The organism is Cellulomonas dongxiuzhuiae (assembly GCF_018623035.1).
Taxonomy (GTDB): domain Bacteria; phylum Actinomycetota; class Actinomycetes; order Actinomycetales; family Cellulomonadaceae; genus Cellulomonas; species Cellulomonas dongxiuzhuiae.
On the sequence record NZ_CP076023.1, the window covers coordinates 1,083,018 to 1,101,987 of the forward strand.

The 18,970-nt window shown below is 75.1% G+C and carries 20 protein-coding genes; 16 read left to right on the forward strand and 4 right to left on the reverse strand.

Translation table 11 applies throughout. The features are described from left to right. Positions 1–6 precede the first annotated feature (6 nt). Entirely contained in the window at positions 7–282 is a 276-nt protein-coding gene (locus KKR89_RS04840) for a putative acetyltransferase (RefSeq protein WP_208198110.1), read from the reverse strand. Positions 283–375: 93 nt separating this feature from the next. Between KKR89_RS04840 and fdxA the strand changes: the two genes are divergently transcribed. The 3 genes from fdxA to KKR89_RS04855 all read left to right on the forward strand — a co-directional run bounded on the left by fdxA (position 376) and on the right by KKR89_RS04855 (position 3,429). Beyond that, positions 376–702 carry a ferredoxin gene (gene fdxA, locus KKR89_RS04845; RefSeq protein WP_191784144.1) on the forward strand — a complete coding sequence of 109 codons (327 nt, stop codon included), beginning with the start codon at positions 376–378 and terminating at the stop codon, positions 700–702. A 28-nt stretch (positions 703–730) separates the two neighbouring features. After that, positions 731–1,879, forward strand: coding sequence for a succinyldiaminopimelate transaminase (dapC, locus tag KKR89_RS04850; RefSeq protein WP_208198111.1), 1,149 nt, complete (start codon positions 731–733; stop codon positions 1,877–1,879). A 239-nt stretch (positions 1,880–2,118) separates the two neighbouring features. Next, entirely contained in the window at positions 2,119–3,429 is a 1,311-nt protein-coding gene (locus KKR89_RS04855; protein ID WP_208198112.1) for a citrate synthase, read from the forward strand. A 96-nt stretch (positions 3,430–3,525) separates the two neighbouring features. On the opposite strand, the gene KKR89_RS04860 is transcribed toward KKR89_RS04855, so the two are convergent. Both KKR89_RS04860 and dapD read right to left on the reverse strand, forming a co-directional pair. Beyond that, on the reverse strand, positions 3,526–4,431 hold the full coding sequence (locus KKR89_RS04860; protein WP_251141020.1) for a hypothetical protein: 906 nt from the start codon (positions 4,429–4,431) through the stop codon (positions 3,526–3,528). A gap of 4 nt (positions 4,432–4,435) precedes the next feature. Next, the gene (dapD, locus tag KKR89_RS04865) at positions 4,436–5,431 is read right to left on the reverse strand and encodes a 2,3,4,5-tetrahydropyridine-2,6-dicarboxylate N-succinyltransferase (RefSeq protein ID WP_208198113.1); all 996 of its coding nucleotides are present in this window, start codon (positions 5,429–5,431) and stop codon (positions 4,436–4,438) included. A 76-nt stretch (positions 5,432–5,507) separates the two neighbouring features. Here dapD and dapE point away from each other — a divergent pair, with 76 nt between their 5' ends. The 6 genes from dapE (at position 5,508) to KKR89_RS04895 (ending at position 11,787) form a co-directional block, all read left to right on the forward strand. Further along, positions 5,508–6,623, forward strand: coding sequence for a succinyl-diaminopimelate desuccinylase (gene dapE, locus KKR89_RS04870; protein ID WP_208198114.1), 1,116 nt, complete (start codon positions 5,508–5,510; stop codon positions 6,621–6,623). 53 nt (positions 6,624–6,676) lie between these two features. Then, a complete protein-coding gene (locus KKR89_RS04875) occupies positions 6,677–7,591 on the forward strand; it encodes an LOG family protein (RefSeq protein ID WP_208198115.1) in 915 nt (304 codons plus the stop codon). After that, positions 7,588–8,514 (forward strand): dihydropteroate synthase, encoded by a 927-nt coding sequence (gene folP / locus KKR89_RS04880; protein ID WP_208198201.1) that lies wholly within the window; start codon positions 7,588–7,590, stop codon positions 8,512–8,514. Before KKR89_RS04875 ends, folP begins: the two co-directional genes overlap by 4 nt. Then, positions 8,511–9,869 (forward strand): hypothetical protein, encoded by a 1,359-nt coding sequence (locus KKR89_RS04885; protein WP_243883445.1) that lies wholly within the window; start codon positions 8,511–8,513, stop codon positions 9,867–9,869. The genes folP and KKR89_RS04885 overlap by 4 nt, the downstream gene beginning before the upstream one ends. A gap of 141 nt (positions 9,870–10,010) precedes the next feature. Then, positions 10,011–10,178, forward strand: coding sequence for a DUF3117 domain-containing protein (locus tag KKR89_RS04890; protein ID WP_013116243.1), 168 nt, complete (start codon positions 10,011–10,013; stop codon positions 10,176–10,178). Positions 10,179–10,188: 10 nt separating this feature from the next. Beyond that, the gene (locus tag KKR89_RS04895; protein WP_208198116.1) at positions 10,189–11,787 is read left to right on the forward strand and encodes a leucyl aminopeptidase family protein; all 1,599 of its coding nucleotides are present in this window, start codon (positions 10,189–10,191) and stop codon (positions 11,785–11,787) included. A 73-nt stretch (positions 11,788–11,860) separates the two neighbouring features. Here the strand turns inward: KKR89_RS04895 and KKR89_RS04900 are convergent, their stop codons facing one another. Continuing rightward, positions 11,861–12,493, reverse strand: coding sequence for an O-methyltransferase (locus tag KKR89_RS04900; RefSeq protein WP_191784239.1), 633 nt, complete (start codon positions 12,491–12,493; stop codon positions 11,861–11,863). Positions 12,494–12,718: 225 nt separating this feature from the next. Between KKR89_RS04900 and sigE the strand changes: the two genes are divergently transcribed. The 7 genes from sigE to KKR89_RS04935 all read left to right on the forward strand — a co-directional run bounded on the left by sigE (position 12,719) and on the right by KKR89_RS04935 (position 18,944). Further along, entirely contained in the window at positions 12,719–13,312 is a 594-nt protein-coding gene (gene sigE / locus KKR89_RS04905) for an RNA polymerase sigma factor SigE (RefSeq protein WP_208198117.1), read from the forward strand. Further along, a complete protein-coding gene (locus KKR89_RS04910; protein ID WP_208198118.1) occupies positions 13,309–14,229 on the forward strand; it encodes a zf-HC2 domain-containing protein in 921 nt (306 codons plus the stop codon). The genes sigE and KKR89_RS04910 overlap by 4 nt, the downstream gene beginning before the upstream one ends. Positions 14,230–14,684: 455 nt before the next feature. Continuing rightward, positions 14,685–15,776: a S1C family serine protease gene (locus KKR89_RS04915; protein ID WP_208198119.1), complete on the forward strand. Its 1,092-nt coding sequence runs from the start codon at positions 14,685–14,687 to the stop codon at positions 15,774–15,776. Between the two features lie 38 nt (positions 15,777–15,814). Continuing rightward, positions 15,815–16,204, forward strand: coding sequence for a Sec-independent protein translocase family protein (locus KKR89_RS04920; protein WP_208198120.1), 390 nt, complete (start codon positions 15,815–15,817; stop codon positions 16,202–16,204). Positions 16,205–16,281: 77 nt separating this feature from the next. After that, positions 16,282–17,337 carry a tryptophan--tRNA ligase gene (gene trpS, locus KKR89_RS04925; RefSeq protein WP_208198121.1) on the forward strand — a complete coding sequence of 352 codons (1,056 nt, stop codon included), beginning with the start codon at positions 16,282–16,284 and terminating at the stop codon, positions 17,335–17,337. Then, positions 17,334–17,909, forward strand: a complete 576-nt coding sequence (locus KKR89_RS04930) for a 2'-5' RNA ligase family protein (RefSeq protein ID WP_208198122.1) — start codon at positions 17,334–17,336, stop codon at positions 17,907–17,909. Before trpS ends, KKR89_RS04930 begins: the two co-directional genes overlap by 4 nt. A 9-nt stretch (positions 17,910–17,918) precedes the next feature. Next, the gene (locus KKR89_RS04935) at positions 17,919–18,944 is read left to right on the forward strand and encodes a YihY/virulence factor BrkB family protein (protein ID WP_208198123.1); all 1,026 of its coding nucleotides are present in this window, start codon (positions 17,919–17,921) and stop codon (positions 18,942–18,944) included. The last annotated feature ends 26 nt before the right edge of the window (positions 18,945–18,970 follow it).

Here is an 18,970-nt window from a genome sequence, read left to right on the forward strand (position 1 = left end):
CCGACGTCAGGCGGGGCCGGCGCGCCGGGGCCGTCGCGCGGGGGGCGGCGGCACGACCTTCGCGCGCAGGACGTCGCCCGCCGGTACGCGGACGTCGCCGCGGCGGGTGCGCACGGTGAGCCCGTCATCGTCGACGGCCAGGACCTCGCCGAGCACGTCGGTGAACGGCGGCTCGCCGCCGTGCAGCGTCCCGGTGAGCGTCCCGGGCGGCAGGTCGTCGCGGCGGCGGCGCACCACGACGCGCGTCCCGGGCGGCCACGCGCGCCACGTGGCCGGGCTCACTCGTCCCGTCCCGTGTCGGGGAGTGGACGGCGGGTCGTGGCGGTGCGCACGTGGGGGATACTAGGTCCGACCGCTGCACCGTGGAGGACACCCGTGACGTACGTGATCGCCGAGCCCTGCGTGGACGTCAAGGACAAGGCGTGCATCGAGGAGTGTCCGGTCGACTGCATCTACGAGGGCAAGCGCTCGCTGTACATCCACCCCGACGAGTGCGTCGACTGTGGTGCCTGCGAGCCGGTGTGCCCCGTCGAGGCCATCTACTACGAGGACGACGTCCCGGAGCAGTGGGCCCCGTACTACGAGGCCAACGTGCACTTCTTCGACGAGATCGGCTCGCCCGGCGGCGCCGCGAAGATGGGCGAGATCGCGCACGACCACCCGATCATCGCCACGCTCCCGCTGCGCGTCCACGGCGAGTGACGCCCGTCCGCGTCGGCCCGGGGGACACGTGGGCCTGCTGACCGGCGCGCTGCCGGACTTCCCCTGGGACTCCCTGGCGCCCGTGACCCAGCTCGCCCGCACGCATCCGGGCGGCGTGATCGACCTGTCCGTCGGCACGCCGGTCGACCCGACGCCGGAGGTCGTGCGCGAGGCGCTGGTGGCCGCCGCGAACGCCCCCGGCTACCCGACGACCCACGGCACGGTCGCGCTGCGGGAGTCCGTCGCGGCGTGGTTCGCGCGGCGGCGCGGCGTGCCGGACCTCGACCCGGACGCGGTGCTGCCGACGCTCGGCTCGAAGGAGCTCGTCGCGTTCCTGCCGTCGCTGCTCGGCCTCGGCGCGGGTGACGTGGTGCTGCACCCTGCGATCGCGTACCCGACGTACGACGTGGGGGCACGGCTCGCGGGTGCCACGCCGCTACCCGCCGACGACCCCGCCGAGCTGCTCGCGCAGCGTGACGACGTCCGCCTCGTGTGGCTGAACTCGCCCGGGAACCCCGACGGGTCGGTCCTGGGCGTCGAGCAGCTGCGGGACGTCGTCCGCGCGGCGCGGGCGGCGGCGACGAGGACGGGACGCCCGGTCGTCGTCGCGTCGGACGAGTGCTACGCCGAGCTGGCCTGGGACGAGCCGTGGGTGAGCGGCGGGGTGCCGAGCGTGCTCGACCCCCGCGTGACGGAGGGTGACCGCACGGGGCTGCTCGCGGTGTACTCCCTGTCGAAGCAGTCGAACCTGGCGGGGTACCGCGCGGCGTTCGTCGCGGGCGACCGGGACCTGGTCCTGGGGCTGCTGGAGACGCGCAAGCACGCGGGCATGATCGTGCCCGCACCGGTGCAGGCGGCGATGACCGTCGCCCTGGGGGACGACGCGCACGTGGCCGAGCAGCGCCGGCGCTACCGGCGTCGCCGGGTCGCGCTGCGCGGTGGGCTCGAGGCGGCGGGGTACGTGGTCGACCGGTCGCACGCCGGGCTGTATCTCTGGGCGCGGCCCGACGGCCCGCCGCAGGACGCGTGGACGACCCTGCAGGACCTGGCCGGCCTGGGTCTGCTCGTCGCGCCCGGCTCGTTCTACGGTGCGGCGGCGGCGGCGCACGTCCGCGTCGCGCTGACCGCGACGGACGAGCACGTCGCGGAGGCCGTCGCCCGTCTCTCCGGGGCGTAGCACCGGCGAGGTCGGGCGCATAGCCGCGCGGGACGTACCGACGTAGATTGACCGCGACCTGTGTGAGGAACCTCACACGGGGCTCAAGGTTCGGTCGCTCATTGGTCAAGGTGCCGCTCCCGCAGGTACCGTCACGTGGGCCGACGATGGTCATCACCGCGCGTCGGCCACCCCACCGGCCCGCACGGCAACCCGCCCGGGCCGGCTGGACCCGCTCGTCGGCGCAGGAAGGAACACCCATGTCGGACGTCGTCACCTCACCGGTGCAGGCCCCCGTCCAGCTCGTGGTCGACGGACAGGTGCGTGACCTGCCCGTGGTGCCTGCCACCGACGGCAACGACGGCATCGTCGTGTCGTCGCTCCTGCGGGACACCGGCATGGTGACCGTCGACCCCGGGTTCATGAACACCGCGTCGTGCGAGTCGCAGGTGACGTACATCGACGGTGACGCGGGGATCCTGCGCTACCGCGGCTACCCGATCGACCAGCTGGCGGAGCACTCCTCGTTCCTCGAGGTCGCGTACCTGCTCATCCACGGCGAGCTGCCCTCGCCGTCGGTGCTCGCCGCGTTCGAGGAGCGGGTCAACCGCCACACGCTGGTGCACGAGGACTTCCGCACGTTCATGGGGACGTTCCCGCGCAACGCGCACCCCATGGCGGTCATGGCGTCCGCGCTCAACGCGCTGTCGACGTTCTACCCCGAGTCGCTCGACCCGTTCGACGACGAGACGGTCGAGCTCGCGACCGTGCTGATCCTGGCGAAGACGCGCACGATCACGTCGTACGTCCACCGCGCCTCCAAGGGCGAGCCGCTGCTGTACCCGGACTACTCGCGCGGCTACGTCGAGGACTTCCTGCGGATGACGTTCGCGGTGCCGTACCAGCAGTGGGACCCGGACCCGATCGTCGTCAACGCGCTCGACAAGCTGCTGATCCTGCACGCCGACCACGAGCAGAACTGCTCGACGTCGACGGTGCGGATCGTCGGCTCGAGCCACGCGAACATCTACGCGTCGGTCGCGGCCGGCATCAACGCGCTGTCCGGCCCGCTGCACGGCGGCGCCAACGAGGCCGTGCTGAAGATGCTCGACCAGGTCAAGGCCAACGGCGGGGACGCGACGGACTTCATGCGCCGCGTGAAGAACAAGGAGGACGGTGTCCGCCTCATGGGCTTCGGGCACCGCGTCTACAAGAACTACGACCCGCGCGCCGCGATCGTCAAGCAGAGCGCGCACGAGGTCCTCGCGGCGCTCGGCGGGTCGGACGAGCTGCTCGACATCGCGATGGGGCTCGAGGAGATCGCGCTGTCGGACGACTACTTCGTCTCGCGCAAGCTCTACCCCAACGTCGACTTCTACACGGGCCTCATCTACAAGGCCATGGGGTTCTCGGAGCGCATGTTCACGCCGCTCTTCGCGCTCGGCCGCATGCCGGGGTGGATCGCCCAGTGGCGCGAGATGATGAACGACCCGCAGACCAAGATCGGCCGCCCGCGCCAGGTGTACACCGGTGCGACCGAGCGGTCGTACGTGCCGGTCGAGCGTCGCTGACCCATCTCCGGCCGGTCGCCGGCCGGGGTCCTCGACGACCGCCTGTCCCCTCGGGGCGGGCGGTCGTCGTGCGTCGGGGTGCGACCGGCCCGGGGGTCAGCCGGCGAGCGTCAGACGAACCTGGCCCGCAGGCAGGGGCGCGGCGCCCGTCGGCTGCCACGTGGGCTCGGCGCGCGACCACGTCGTGCCGGCGACGGTCACGGCTTCGAGCCGGAGCTCCCACGCGACCGCGACGGCCCACTGCGCGAGCGACCAGCCGGCGCGCGCCGGGTCGTCGATCGGCAGCGCGGTCGCCGCGAGGTCGATGGTCGACGGCGTCCCGGCGGCGGCGTCGGCGAGCGTCACCGTCGCCGGGACGTCGCCCAGGTCGCGCACGACGCGCGCGAGCACGGGATCCGGCCCGACGGCGGCGTCGTCGACCGGGCGCAGCATGCAGCGCAGGGCCGCGGGGGAGTGCCCCGTCAGGGCCGAGGCCCACGCGCGCGCCCGCACCTCGTGCTGCGCGTACGCGTCGGGGAACCCGCTGCGCTGCACGGCCTGCGCGGCCTGCGTGACCGGCATGTCCTGGTACCCTGGGACCTTCTCGAGGCCCTCGAAGAACTTGTTCGTCGAGTAGACGGGATCCATGATCTCGTCGACCGTGCCCCAGCCCTGCGACGGGCGCTGCTGGTACAGGCCGACCGAGTCGCGGTCGCCGTAGTCGATGTTGACGAGCCGCGACTCCTGCAGCGCCGTCGCGATGCCGATGGTCACGGCCCGCGCGGGCAGGCCGCGTCGCGTCGCGACCGCCGCCGCCAGCGCGGCGTTCTGCGCCTGGTCGGGAGTCAGGCTCCAGTCCGTGCCGTCGAGGTGGGCGACGCACCGCTCGGCGACGGGTGCCTCCGGGCGCGCGTTGCGCAGCAGCGCGACCACGGCGCCGACGGCCACGGCGAGCAGCACGACGACGAGGATCACCGTCCCCAGCGTGGTCAGCCAGCCGCCGCGGCGACGTCCGCGGGCCACGGCGTCAGTTCGCGTGCAGCGCGGAGTTCAGGTGCACCCCGGCCCCGGACCGTGCCACGGCCTCGACCGCGCCCGTGAGCGAGTTGCGCCGGAACAGCACGTTGTCGGCACCGGCCAGCACGCGTGCCTTGACCACCCGCGCACCGTCGTCGTCCGTCGCGCCCTCGACGTCGAAGCCGACGAGCCGCACCTTCGTCCCCGCCGTGACGTACAGGCCCGCCTCGACCACGCAGTCGTCGCCGAGCGGGATGCCGAGCCCCGAGTTCGCCCCGAGCAGCGAGCGCCGCCCGATCGACACGACCTCGCGGCCGCCACCCGACAGCGTGCCCATGATCGACGCGCCGCCGCCCACGTCCGAGCCGTCGCCCACGACGACGCCGGCGGAGATGCGGCCCTCGACCATGGAGGTCCCGAGGGTGCCTGCGTTGAAGTTGACGAAGCCCTCGTGCATGACGGTCGTGCCGGGTGCCAGGTGGGCGCCGAGCCGCACGCGGTCGGCGTCGGCGACGCGCACCCCCGCCGGCAGCACGTAGTCGACCATCCGGGGGAACTTGTCGACGCCGTACACGGTCACCGGGGTGCCGGTCGCGGCGCGCAGGCGCAGGCGCGTGGCCTCGAAGTCCTCGACCGCGCACGGGCCACGGTCGGTCCACACGACGTTGGGCAGCACGGCGAAGAGCCCGTCGAGGTTCTGCCCGTGCGGCGCGACCAGGCGGTGCGACAGCAGGTGCAGGCGCAGGTAGGCGTCGGCGGTGCTCGCGAGCGGGGCGTCGAGGTCGGCGACGGTCGCCACGAGCGTCACCCGGACGCCGCGGGCCGGGTCCACGCGCTCGCACGCCGCGAGGTCGTCGGCGGCGTGGCGGCGGACGGAGGCGGGGTCGTCGACGTCGAGCGTCGCGGGCGGTGCGCCGAGGGCGGGTGCGGGATACCAGACGTCGAGCGTGGTGCCCGCGTCGGTGACGGTGGCCAGGCCGAGGCCCCAGGCCGTGCGGTCGGTCATGGCGTCCAAGCCTATCGGTGCGCGGAGGGCGGACGCGGACGACGGGCAGGCGCGCACCGCGCGTAGGGTCGCAGACGTGGCTGCCGACGACCTGATCGACCTGTCCGCCGACGTCGTGACGCTCACGCGTCAGCTGTGCGACGTCCCGTCCGTCAGCGGGGACGAGACCCGGCTGGCCGACGCCGTCGAGGCCGCGCTGCGCGCGCACCCGCACCTCGAGGTCCTGCGCGACGGCGACACGGTCGTCGCCCGCACGCACCTGGGCCGCGAGCGGCGCGTCGTCGTCGCAGGGCACCTCGACACCGTGCCCGTCGCCGACAACCTGCCCACACGGCTCGAGGGCGACCTGCTGTGGGGCCGCGGCACGGTCGACATGAAGGGCGGTGTCGCGGTCGCCCTGCACCTCGCCGCCGCGCTCACGGCGCCCGTGCACGACGTGACGTGGGTGTTCTACGACCACGAGGAGGTCGACGCCGACCTCAACGGTCTGGGTCGCGTCGCGGCGCACCACCCGGACTGGATCACGGCGGACTTCGCGGTCCTCGGCGAGCCGAGCAACGGCGGGCTCGAGGGCGGGTGCAACGGCACGCTGCGCGCCGAGGTGCGGCTCCGAGGCGTCGCCGCGCACTCCGCGCGTGCCTGGGTCGGTGTCAACGCCGTGCACGCCGCGGGCGAGGTGCTGCGCCGGCTCGAGGCCTACGAGCCGGCGACGGTCGAGGTCGAGGGTCTGGCGTACCGCGAGAGCCTCAACGCGGTCCTCATCTCCGGTGGGGTCGCGACCAACGTCATCCCGGACGCGTGCGTCGTCACCGTCAACTACCGGTTCGCGCCGTCGCGGGACGTCGACGAGGCCGTCGCGCACGTGCGCGAGCTGTTCACCGGGTACGACGTCGAGATCACCGACTCCGCGCCCGGCGCGCGCCCCGGGCTCGACGCGCCCGCGGCGCAGGACTTCGCCGCCGCGGTGCTCGCGGTCACCGGAGGGCGGGCCGCGCCCAAGTACGGGTGGACGGACGTCGCCCGGTTCAGCGCGCTCGGGGTCCCCGCGGTCAACTTCGGCCCCGGTGACCCGCTGCTCGCGCACAAGGACGACGAGCACGTGCCGGTCGCGCAGATCGAGCTGTGCCACCGCGCCCTGCGGGCGTGGCTGACCGGCACCCAGCCGGAGGACCTGCCGCTCGGCCTGGCCTGACGTCCGCCGTCCGCGCGACGCGGCTCCTCGCCGGGCGCGCATAGGCTCGGGGGATGACCACCGACGACTCCTCGGCACCGGCGCCGGAGTACCGCCGCGGTCCCGTGCTGCTGCGCCGCGACCAGATCCCCGCCATGACCTCCGACCAGCGGCTGCTGTCGCGCGGGGAGGGAGCCGCGTGGCTGCACGACGACCCCTGGCGCGTCATGCGGATCCAGAGCGAGTTCGTCGAGGGGTTCGGGGCGCTGGCGGAGGTCGGGCCGGCGGTCAGCGTCTTCGGCTCGGCGCGGACCAAGCCCGACGACCCCTTCTACGCGCTCGGGCAGGAGGTCGCCCGCGGGCTCGTCGAGGCGGGCTACGCCGTGATCACCGGGGGCGGTCCCGGGATCATGGAGGCCGCCAACAAGGGCGCGGCCGAGGCGGACGGGCTGTCGGTCGGCCTCGGCATCGAGCTGCCGTTCGAGCAGGGCATGAACGAGTGGGTCGACCTCGGCGTCAACTTCCGGTACTTCTTCGCCCGCAAGATGATGTTCGTCAAGTACTCCGAGGGCTTCGTCGTGCTGCCCGGCGGGTTCGGCACCTTCGACGAGCTGTTCGAGGCGCTCACGCTCGTGCAGACCCACAAGGTCACCGGGTTCCCCATCGTGCTGGTCGGCGTCGAGTACTGGTCGGGGCTGCTCACCTGGCTCCGCGACACCGTGCACCCCGCCGGCATGATCGCCGCGGCGGACATCGACATGCTGCAGCTCGTGTCGACCGCGCAGGAGGCCGTCGAGCACGTGGTGCGGCGCGGCGCGGAGCTGCGGGCGCAGGAGCAGGCCGCCGCGCGCGCAGCCGCCCGCGACCAGCGCGCGGCCGCCGCGGCCGGCAAGCACCGGGAACCGACGGGGCGTGACGGTCGCGCCGCGCGCGCCGCGGCGCCGGACGACCCGCAGGCGGACGACGCGCTCGCGGACGGCGGGTGGTGACGAGCGGGCCGCTGCCCGGCGTCCCGGTCGGCGCCGCGCCGCTGCGGCTGCGCGGACGCACGTTCGGGGACGACCACCCGGTCGTCATGGCCGTCGTCAACCGCACCCCCGACTCCTTCTACGCCGCCGCCCGGTACGGCGACGCCACGGTCGACGCGGCCGTCGAGCGGGCCGTCGCGGAGGGCGCCGACGTGCTGGACGTCGGCGGCGTGCGCGCCGGGCGGGGGCCGGCCGTCGACGAGGCCGAGGAGATCGCGCGCGTCCTGCCGGTCGTCGAGCGCGTCCGCGCGCGGCACCCCGACCTGCTGGTGAGCGTCGACACGTGGCGCTCGGGGGTGGCCCGCGTCGTGGCCGACGCAGGCGCCGACCTGCTCAACGACACCTGGGCCGGTCACGACCCCGCGCTCGTCGAGGTCGCCGCCGAGCGCGGGCTGGGCGTCGTGTGCTCGCACACCGGCGGCGCGGTGCCGCGCAGCGACCCGTTCCGCGTCGCCTACCCGGCACCCGACGGTGCCGACCCGCTGGACGGCGTGCTCGCGGACGTCGTGTCCACGCTGACGGCCGCCGCCGCGCGCGCCGTCGCCCTGGGTGTCGACCCCGCCTCGGTGCTCGTCGACGCGACCCTCGACTTCGGCAAGACCACGTGGCACTCGTTGCACCTGCTGAGAAACACCCCGCGAATCGTGCAGATCGGGCACCCTGTGCTCATGGCGATCTCACGCAAGGACCTCGTCGGGGAGACCTTGGGCCTCCCGCCGGAGGAGCGGCTCGAGGGCACCCTGGCGGCGACGGCCGTCGCGGCGTGGCTCGGCGCGCGGGTGTTCCGCGTGCACGACGTCGCGGCGACGCGGCGCACACTGGACATGGTCGCGGCGCTGCGCGCGGAGCGGGCGCCCCTGCGCACGCTGCGGGGGATGCTGTGAGCGCCGAGACGCCGCGCGGCGACGTCGTCGACGGCGACGTGGCGGACGGCGACGCGGTGGTCCCCGGTGACGTGGTGGTCGCGGCGGACGGTGACGAGGCGGGAGCGGCGGAGTCCCGCGCGACGGCCGCCGCGACGGGCCCGGTCGCCTGGTGGGACCGCGTCCGCGGCTGGCCGTGGTGGGTGCACGTGCTCCTCGTGTGGGCCGCCTCGCGCCTGTTCGTGGCCGCCGCGTTCGTCTGGACCGCGACCGTGCAGCAGGAGAACCTGTGGACCGGGGCCAACCCGTCGTACCAGGAGTTCGTCGGTCTGTTCTACGACGCCGGCTGGTACCGGCAGATCGCGGAGGGCGGGTACCCGGCGGAGCTGCCGCGCGACGCCCAGGGACTCGTGCAGCAGAACCAGTGGGCGTTCTTCCCGCTGTACCCGATGCTGGTGCGGGCGCTCATGACGCTCACCGGCGGCTCCTGGGTCGTCCTCGCGCCGACCGTGGCGCTGCTGCTGGGCGGTGCCGCGATGCTCGTCGTGCACGAGGCCGTGCGCCACGGCGCGCCGCGCGCCGTCGCCGCCCGGCCCGGGCTGCCGCTCGCGACCGTCGCGCTGGTCTGCGCGTTCCCCACGGCAGCGGTCCTGCAGGTCGCCTACACCGAGTCGGCCGCTCTCCTGCTGATCGCGGCGTCGCTGCTGCTGCTCGTGCGGCGGCAGTACGCGTGGGCCGCGCTCGTCGTCGTCGCCCTCGGCTTCACGCGCGCGGTCGCGCTGCCCATGGCCGCGGTCGTCGTGGTGCACGCGGGCGTGCGGTGGTGGCGTGCCCGCCGGGGCGAGGACACGTTCGGCCGGCGCGACGGCGCAGGCCTCGCGGCCCTGGCCGCCGCGGCGGGCGTGTCCGGCGTCGCCTGGCCCGCGATCTGCGGCTGGGTGACGGGCGTGCCGGACGGCTACCTGCAGACGCAGGCGGCGTGGCGGGGCGTCCGCGAGGTCGTGCCGTTCTCCGGGTGGACGTACGTGCCGCAGTTCTGGCTGCAGGAGTGGGGGACGCCCGCCATGGTGGCCGGCTTCGCCCTGGTCGCCGCCGTCCTGCTGGTGCCCGCCGCCTGGCGGCTCGGACCGGAGCTGCACGCCTGGTCCGCGGCGTACGTCGTGTACATCCTCGCCGTCATCGAACCGGGGTCCAGCCTCGCCCGGTTCCTGCTCCTCGCGTTCCCGCTCGGTGCGGTGACGGCCGGCGTCGTGCCTCGCCCGCCATGGGCGCGGCGGCTCTGGTTCGGGGCCGTGCTGGTGCTCATGCTCGGGCTCCAGGTCCTGTGGGTCCGGCAGATGTGGGAGTTCAACCCCCACGGCGACTGGCCGCCGTGACCCGTTCGTGCCCCCGGGGCCTGGGCGGGGGTCGCGCGGGGTGAACTAGGATGGTCGCTGGACAACCGGCTGATCAGGAGGTTGTCGGGGCTGCCCGGCGACTGTCGGCCGCTCACGTGCGACGCGAAGGAGAGGCCCCGGATGGCCGCGATGAAGCCGAGGACCGGCGACGGACCGCTCGAGGTGACCAAGGAGGGCCGCGGCATCGTCATGCGCGTCCCCCTCGAGGGCGGTGGACGGCTGGTGGTGGAGCTCAACGCGACCGAGGCCGCCGAGCTGGGCGAGGCCCTGACCTCCGTCGTCGGTTGACGACCTGCGGATGAGCCCCCGCACCACCGGCGCGGCTGCCGCGGCAGCACCCCGTACCCCGCCCACCGTCGTGCTGCACGGCGCGAGCGTCGTCGACTCCCCGCTCCTCACGGACGGGTCGGTCGACGCGGTCGCGGTGCAGGTCGCGCCCGGAAGGGCGGGTGACGACGCGCTGCAGCCACGGTCGGGCACGCCGCAGGTGGCCGCGCGCTACGGCATCGACCTGTCGGAGCTGGCGGAGCGCGCCGGTCTGACGGGCGCCGCGGGGGAGGCGTTCACCGTCCACCTGCCGCTGCCCGTCGGATCGTCCGTCGAGCTGCCGTGGGCAGGGCTGCCGCCGCGCATCGTGCTCGTCGGCGTCGGCGACGAGGGTCCCACCGCGCTGCGGCGCGCGGGGGCCGCGCTCGCCCGCGCGACCCGCGGCCTGCGCCGCGTGGCCGCGACCGTCGGCGCGCAGTCCCACCACGACGACGCGGGCGCGGCGCAGGCCGCGCGCGCCGTCACCGAGGGCTACCTGCTCGCCGCGTACAGCCACCCGCGCATCTCGGCGACGCCGGACACGAAGGCGGCTGCCGAGCTGGTGCTGCTGGGCCGCGAAGGCGCGGCCGTGGCCGCGGCGGTCGAGACGGCGCGCATCGGCGCGGAGGCGACCTGGCTGGTCCGGGACCTCGCGAACACCCCCTCGGACGTCAAGAACCCCGCGTGGATGGCAGACCGCGCGCGCCGGCTCGGGACGAAGGCCGGGCTCGACGTGCAGGTGCTCGGTCCGCGTGAGCTCGCCGCGGGCGGGTTCGGCGGCATCCTCGCCGTGGGGTCCGGCTCCGCGTCGTCGCCGCGCCTCGTGCGCGTCTCGTACACACCGGCGGGCGCCGGCGGGCGGCACGTCGTGGTCGTCGGCAAGGGCATCACCTACGACACGGGCGGCCTGTCCATCAAGCCGCGCGAGGCCATGGTCCCCATGAAGACGGACATGGCGGGGTCGGCCGTCGCGCTCGCGACCGTCCTCGCGGCCGCGCGGGCGCAGGTCCCGCACCGGGTCACCGCGGTGCTGCCGCTCGCGGAGAACCACTTCGGCGCCGCGTCGTACCGGCCCGGCGACGTCGTGACGATCCACGGCGGCACGACCGTCGAGATCGCCAACACGGACGCCGAGGGCCGCCTCGTGCTCGCCGACGCCCTCGCGTGGGCCGACGCGACGCTCGACCCCGACGTGCTCGTCGACGTCGCGACCCTCACGGGGGCCGCGACGCTCGGGCTGGGCCGGCAGCACGCCGCGCTGTACGGGACGGACGACGCGCTCGTCGCGGCGCTCACCGCCGCGGGCGACCGCACGGGCGAGCTCGTCTGGCACATGCCGCTCGTCGCCGACTACGAGGAGGCGGTCCGCTCGTCGGTCGCGGACCTGCGGCACGTGCCCGAGGACCGCAGGATCGGGGGCGGGTCGATCACGGCCGCGCTCTTCCTGCGCAGGTTCGTCGGCGGACGCACGTGGGCGCACCTCGACATCGCCGGCACGGGCCGCTCGACGTCCGACAAGCACGAGATCACCGAGGGTGCCACCGGCTACGGGGCGCGGCTGCTGCTGGAGTACCTGAGCACGCTCGACTGACCGGGACGCCCGGGCCGCCGGTGGCGTGCCCGGGCGAAGGACCGGCGGAGGCGCCGCGGACCGGACCGGCGCCTCAGCGGCGGACGGCCACCAGCAGGCCCTCGCCGACGGGCAGGAGCGCGGGCACCAGCCGGTCGTCGCCACGGACGTGGCGGCCGACGTCGCGCACGGTCGTCGTCGCCTCGTCGCGCCGCGCCGGGTCGGCGACGCGGTCGTGCCACAGCGCGTCGTCGACCGCGAGGACGCCCCCGGGTCGCAGCAGCCGCACGGCCTGCTCGACGTAGGCGGGGTAGTTCTCGACGTCCGCGTCGACGACCACCATGTCGTAGCCGCCGTCGGTGAGGCGGGGCAGCACGTCCATCGCCCGTCCCGAGATCGCGCGCGTGCGGGTGCTGCGCACGCCCTCCTCGGCGAACGCCTCCTTAGCGGCGCGCTGGTGCTCGAGCTCGAGGTCGATCGTCGTCAGGACCCCGTCGGCCGGCATGCCGCGCAGCAGGTACAGCGAGCCGACCCCGGCGCCCGTGCCGACCTCGACGACCGCGCGGGCCTGCGCCGCGGCGGCGAGCACGCGCAGCGCGGCGCCCGCGCCGGGCAGCACCGGGGTGCAGCCGAGGTGGGACGCCCGCTCACGGGCGCGCAGGACCACGTCGTCCTCGTCGAGGAACTCCTCGCAGTACACCCAGCTCTGCGCCTTGTCGGTGGAGATGACGGCCTCCTCGTCGCGCGCGCCCCGGACGGGCTCGCCTCGGCGCCAGCGTAGTCCCGTGCACCCCGCCGCCCTGCGCGCCGCGCCCCGTCGTGCGGCCGGCGACGACCGTGGACGGCCACCGCGGACGCCGCCCGGTTCCGCCCACGACGAACACGGGTCCGGCCGAGGCCCTCGGCCTGGGAGAATGACGTCCCGCGAGCCGATCGAGGAGAACCCCTGCTGATGAGCGTCCAGCCCGCCGAGTGGCAGGCCCCGTCGTGGGAGGAGATCGTCCGGGAGCACTCCGGGCGCGTGTACCGCCTCGCGTACCGGCTGACCGGCAACCGGCACGACGCCGAGGACCTCACGCAGGAGACGTTCGTCCGGGTGTTCCGGTCCCTGCACACCTACAGCCCCGGCACGTTCGAGGGCTGGCTCCACCGGATCACGACCAACCTCTTCCTCGACCAGGCGCGCCGGCGCCAGCGCGTGCGCATCGAGCCGATCGGGGACGACTCCGAGCGCTGGTCGTCGCCGGACCTCCTCGCGACACCCGAGCGCGCGTTCGAGGTGGCGAACCTCGACCACGACGTGCAGCGCGCGCTCGACGACCTGCCGCCCGAGTACCGGGCCGCCGTGGTGCTGTGCGACATCGAGGGCCTGTCCTACGAGGAGATCGCGGTCACCCTCGGCATCAAGCTCGGCACCGTGCGCTCGCGGATCCACCGGGCGCGGGCACGCCTGCGGATCGCGCTCGAGCACCGGCGGCCGCTCGACACCACGGCCGGCACCACCGCGGAGGCGCTCGCCCCCGACGCGGCGGAGGTGGCCGGATGATGCACCTCGGGTCCCGCATCAGCGCGCTCGTCGACGGGCAGCTCGACCCCACGGCGACCGAGCGCGCGCTCGCGCACGTCGCCACGTGCGGCTCGTGCGCGCGCGAGCTCGCCGCGGCCCGTGCCGCACGGCGGGCTCTCGCCGGGGCCGAGCCGGTGGAGCCGCCCGAGGACCTGACCGCGCGCCTGCTGTCGATGTCGGCGCAGTCCCGGCCGCCCGTGCCGCAGGGACCGTCGCAGCGCGACCCGTTCGCCGTCGCCGGCGGGGCGGCGCTGCCGTTCGCGGCGACGCACGCGCTGCGTGGCGACGTGCTCGCCCGCCGGACGCCCGTCCGGCTGGTCGTCGGGTCGATGGCCGGTCTCGGCGCCGTCGCGGCGGGCCTCTTCCTGCTGGGCGAGCGGCCCGTGGTGACGCCGTCGAGCCACCCGGCGGCCGCGCTCGGCCTGCTCGCGCACACGTCGACCCCCGCGACCGGGTCCGGCGGCGTGCCCGCGGACGACGAGACGGTCGCGTGGCTGCGCGGGCAGGGGTGGACCTTTCCCGGCACGCTGCCGCAGGGGTGGCACATCGGCTCGATCAGCTGGTCCACGACCGGTCCGCAGGTCCTCGAGGTCGACGTCACGGGTCCCAGCGGGGCGTACGTCGTGACCGAGCAGCAGGGCCGCCTCGACACCGACGCGCTCGCCGGGGCCCCCGTCCGCGAGGTCGGCGGGCGCCAGGTGCACGTGCTGTCCGCCGAGCCGTGGCAGGTGGCCTGGCAGTCGGGGTCGACCGTCGTGCAGGTCGTCGCCTCGCAGGACGAGGGGGAGATCGACGCGCTGGTCGCGGCCTTCCCGTCCGCGGGGTACGACGACACCGTGACCGGTCGCATCGGCCGCGGCTGGCAGACGGTCTCGGCCGTGTGGGAGCGCCCGTGAGCGAGGCCGGCGCCGGGTCCGCCGGTCCCCCGGACGGGAGCCCGCCGGTGGCGCCGCCACCCGCGCCCGCCCTGCCGGTGGCGCCGCCACCCGCCCCCGCCCTGCCGGTGGCGCCGCCACCCGTGCCCCCGCTGCCGGTGGCGCCGCCACCCGCGCCCGCCCCGGTGGCGCTCTTCGCGGCTCCGTCGTCGTACCGGCGCGCGCGGGTCGAGGACGCCCCGCCGGTCGGCACCCCACCGCAAGCCGCACCGGCTGCCCCGGGACCGTCGTCGTCCGCGCCCACGTCGTCCGTACCGACGTCCACGCTCCACCCGCCGCAGCCGACGCCGTTCGCGCGGCCCGGCACACCGCCACCGGGTGCCGGGCAGCATGGGGTGGCGGAGGTCCCGCACTCCGCTGCGCCGGCGACTCCTGCGCACGCGACGCGGCCCGCACGCCGTCGCCGACGACGCGCGATGTCGGCCGCCTGGGTCGCTCCGCTCGTGGTGCTGTCGATGGCCGCGGGGTTCCTCGGTGGCCTGCTGGGGGACCGCGTGGTGCCGGACGACGGACGCCGGGCCGACGCGGGCCTGCCGTCCGTGCCGGCACCCGCGGCGCAGGTCGACCGGGCGCCCGGGTCGGTCGCCGGCATCGCCGCGGGTGTCCTGCCGAGCGTCGTGTCGCTCGAGGTGACGACGTCCGACGGTGCGTCGTCGGGCTCGGGCTTCGTGCTGCGTCAGGACGGGTACGTGCTCACCAACAACCACGTCGTCGCGGGTGCGGCCGACGGGTCGCTGGTCGTGCAGTTCGCCGACGGTGCCGAGCTGCCGGGCACCGTCGTGGGCGCCACCGGGGACTACGACCTGGCCGTCGTCAAGGTCGACGCGACGGGGTTGACGCCGCTCGCGCTCGGTGACTCGGACGAGGTCGTCGTCGGGGACCCCGTCGTCGCCATCGGTGCGCCGTTGGGCCTCGTCGGCACCGTCACCACCGGCATCATCAGCGCGCTCAACCGGCCCGTGGTGGCGGGCGGTGACGACGACGGCACGGCGTACATCAACGCGATCCAGACCGACGCCGCGATCAACCCCGGGAACTCGGGAGGGCCGCTCGTCAACGCGCGGGGCGAGGTCGTGGGCATCAACTCCGCGATCGCGCAGCTGCCCGGGCGGCTCACGGGCGTCGGGAGCATCGGGCTGGGTTTCGCCATCCCGTCGAACCAGGCGCGCCGCACGGCCGAGCAGCTCATCGAGACGGGACGGGCGACCTACCCGGTGATCGGGGTGCTGCTGGACCCGGAGTACTCCGGCGAGGGCGTGCGCGTCTACGAGCAGAACCCCCGCGACACCTCGGCGGTCACGAAGGACGGCCCGGCCGACCGCGCGGGCATCCGCCTCGGCGACGTGATCCTCGCGATCGACGGCCGGCCGGTGACCGCGTCGGAGGAGCTCATCGTGGCGATCCGCGCCCGCGAGGTGGGCGACACGATCGTGCTGCGCGTGCGCACCGGTGACACCGAACGCGACGTGCGCGTGCGGCTCGCCGAGGGGCGTGCGTCCCCGGGCTGACGCCGGGCTCGTCCGCGGCGTCGCGGTAACCTGATCGAGTGTTCGGGATCAACGGTGGAGAGCTGCTCGTGCTGCTCGTCGTCGCCGCCGTGGTCGTCGGCCCCGAGCGGCTGCCGTCGTACGCCGAGCAGCTCGCGGGGTGGGTGCGCCGGCTGCGCGACCTCGCCCGCGACACCAAGGAGCGCGTCGGCGCCGAGCTCGGGGACCCGGACGTCGACTGGGCCGCGCTGGATCCCCGTCGCTACGACCCGCGCCGCATCGTGCGGGACGCGCTGCTCGACGACCCGCCCGCGCGCACACCGTCGCGCCCCGCGGTCCCGCGTCCGGGCAGGGCGGCGCCCGCGGCTGCGGCCGCGACGACGGCCGCGTTCGCCGCGCCGCCGGTGGCCGCGCGTGCACCGGCACCGTTCGACGACGAGGCGACCTGAGCGCACCGAGCACGTTTCCCCCGTACGATCCCGCACGACACCCGGCCCACGGCCGACCATCCCAGGAGGCCCGCGCAATGACCCAGGTGCTGTCCACGACGCAGCCCCCCACGCCCTCGACCGCGGGCGGGCGCATCTTCTCGGGCATGCAGCCGACGTCGGACTCGCTCCAGCTCGGCAACTACCTGGGTGCGCTGACCCAGTGGGTCGCCCTGCAGGAGACGCACGACGCGATCTACTGCGTCGTCGACCTGCACGCGCTGACCGTGGCTCCGGACCCGCAGGTGCTGCGCGAGCGCACCCGGCGCACGGCCGCGCAGTACCTCGCGGCGGGCGTGGACCCGCAGCGCTCGACGCTGTTCGTGCAGTCCCACGTCCCCGAGCACGCCGAGCTCGCGTGGATCCTGTCGTGCCACACCGGGTTCGGCGAGGCCGGCCGCATGACGCAGTTCAAGGACAAGTCCGCCAGGCAGGGCGCGGACGGGACCACCGTGGGGCTGTTCACCTACCCCGTGCTCATGGCGGCCGACATCCTGCTGTACGACACCGCCCTCGTGCCGGTCGGCGAGGACCAGCGTCAGCACCTCGAGCTCACGCGTGACCTCGCGCAGCGGATGAACGCGCGCTTCGGGAAGGGCACGGTCGTCGTCCCGGAGGCGTACATCGTGTCCGCGACGGCGAAGATCTACGACCTGCAGGACCCGACGTCGAAGATGAGCAAGTCCGCCGAGAGCCCCAACGGGCTGATCGAGCTGCTCGACGACCCCAAGGTGGTCGCCAAGCGGATCCGGTCGGCGGTCACGGACGCCGAGCGCGAGATCCGCTACGACCCCGTCGCCAAGCCCGGCGTCTCGAACCTGCTGACGATCTTCTCGGCGCTGTCGGGACGGACCGTCGCGGCCCTCGAGGGCGACTACGAGGGCAAGGGCTACGGGGACCTCAAGAAGGACCTCGCGGACGTCGTCGTCGACTTCCTCACTCCCTTCCAGGAGCGTGTGCAGCACTACCTCTCGGACCCCTCCGCGCTCGACGACGTGCTCGCCGCGGGCGCGGCACGCGCCCGCGAGCTGGCGACGCCCACGCTGGAGCGGGTCTACGACCGTTCCGGGCTGCTCCCGCGGCGACGGGCGTGAGGCTGCCCCGGGCGGGCGACGGCGAGACCGTCGTCGGGGTCGCGATCGCGGTCCCCGAGCCCTTCTGCGGGCAGCTGCACGACGCGCGGGTGCGCCTGGGGGACCCCGAGGCTCGCCACATCGTCCCGCACGTGACGCTCATCGGCCCGACCCCGGTCGCCGACGACCGGCTCGAGGAGCTCGACGCGCACCTCGCCCGCACCGTCGCCGGGCACCGCCCCTTCCACGTGGAGCTGCGGGGGACGGACACGTTCCGGCCCGTCTCCCCGGTCGTCTTCGTGACGCTCGCCGAGGGCGCCGCGCAGTGCGCCGCGCTGGAGTCGGCGGTGCGCTCCGGGCCCCTGCAGGTCGAGTCGCAGTTCCCGTTCCACCCCCACGTGACCGTCGCTCACGACGTGGACGACGCCGCGCTGGACCTCGCGCAGGCCGACATGGCGTCGTACGAGGCGGGGTTCGACGTCACGCACGTCCACCGGTTCGTGCACGACGGCACGGCCTGGCGTCCGGCGCGACGCTTCGTGCTCGGTGCGGTGGGCGCGGTCGCGGATGCCGCGGCGGGGGTCCGCCCGTAGCGTCACCCCATGGCACGCCGCACCGACCCGCACGAGCGCACCGTCGTCGCACCGCCCGCGGGGGCGGGGGCGGCGCACGTGCACGCGGCGGAGCGTGCACCGGACCCGGTGCCCGCGCGCCGGTGGAAGCCCGGGTTCGGTGGGCTGGTCGAGCGGGGCAAGGCGCTCCTCGCCTGGTGGCAGGGGACGCGGCCCGCACGCGCCAACGCCCGGTTCGGGCAGGCGGGCGGCGGTCTGCTCACGGGCGGGCTCGCCTACACCGCGCTGTTCTCCGTGTTCGCGGGGCTGACCATCGGCTACACCGCGTTCATGGCGGTGCTGGGCGGCAACGCGGCCCTGCGCGAGACGGTCCTGCGCTCGATCGGTGAGTCGCTACCGGGCCTCATCGCGACGGGGCCGGACGGCGGTGGCGGTCTGATCGAGCCGGACCAGCTCGTCCTGAGCCCCGGGGTGGGGGTCGCCGGCGTCGTCGCGGTCGTCGTGCTCCTCGTCACCGCGATCCGGGTGACCGCCGCGCTGCGCACCGCGCTGCGCGCGATGTTCGGTGCGCACGACGCGAACAACGTCGTCCTGGGCAAGCTCCGCGAGCTCGGCACCTTCGTCGGGATCGCTGCGGCCGTGCTCGTGTCGGCGCTGCTGGGCATCACCGTGACGACGGCGGCCGGCTGGCTCCTGGACACGCTGGGCTGGTCGGGCGCGTCGGCGGTCGTGCTGCGGGTCGCCGGCATCCTCGTGGCGTTCGTCGTCGACGCGGCCGTGTTCGTCATGCTCGTCCGTTTCCTGGCGGGCCAGGCGCCGCCCCGTCGTGACCTGCTGGGCGGCGCGGTCATCGCCGCCGCCGGGCTCGGGGTCGTGCGGGTGCTCGGCACGTCGGTCGTGGCCGGCTCGGTGCGCAGCGACCCCGTGCTGGCCTCGTTCGCGGTCGTCGGCGTGCTGCTGCTGTGGATCAACCTCATCGCGCGCATCGTGCTGCTGGCGGCGGCCTGGACCGCCGACCCGCCGGCAGCCGACCCCGCCCCCGTGAAGGCGCTGTGACCGCCGTTCGGACCGCGGGCGCTCGT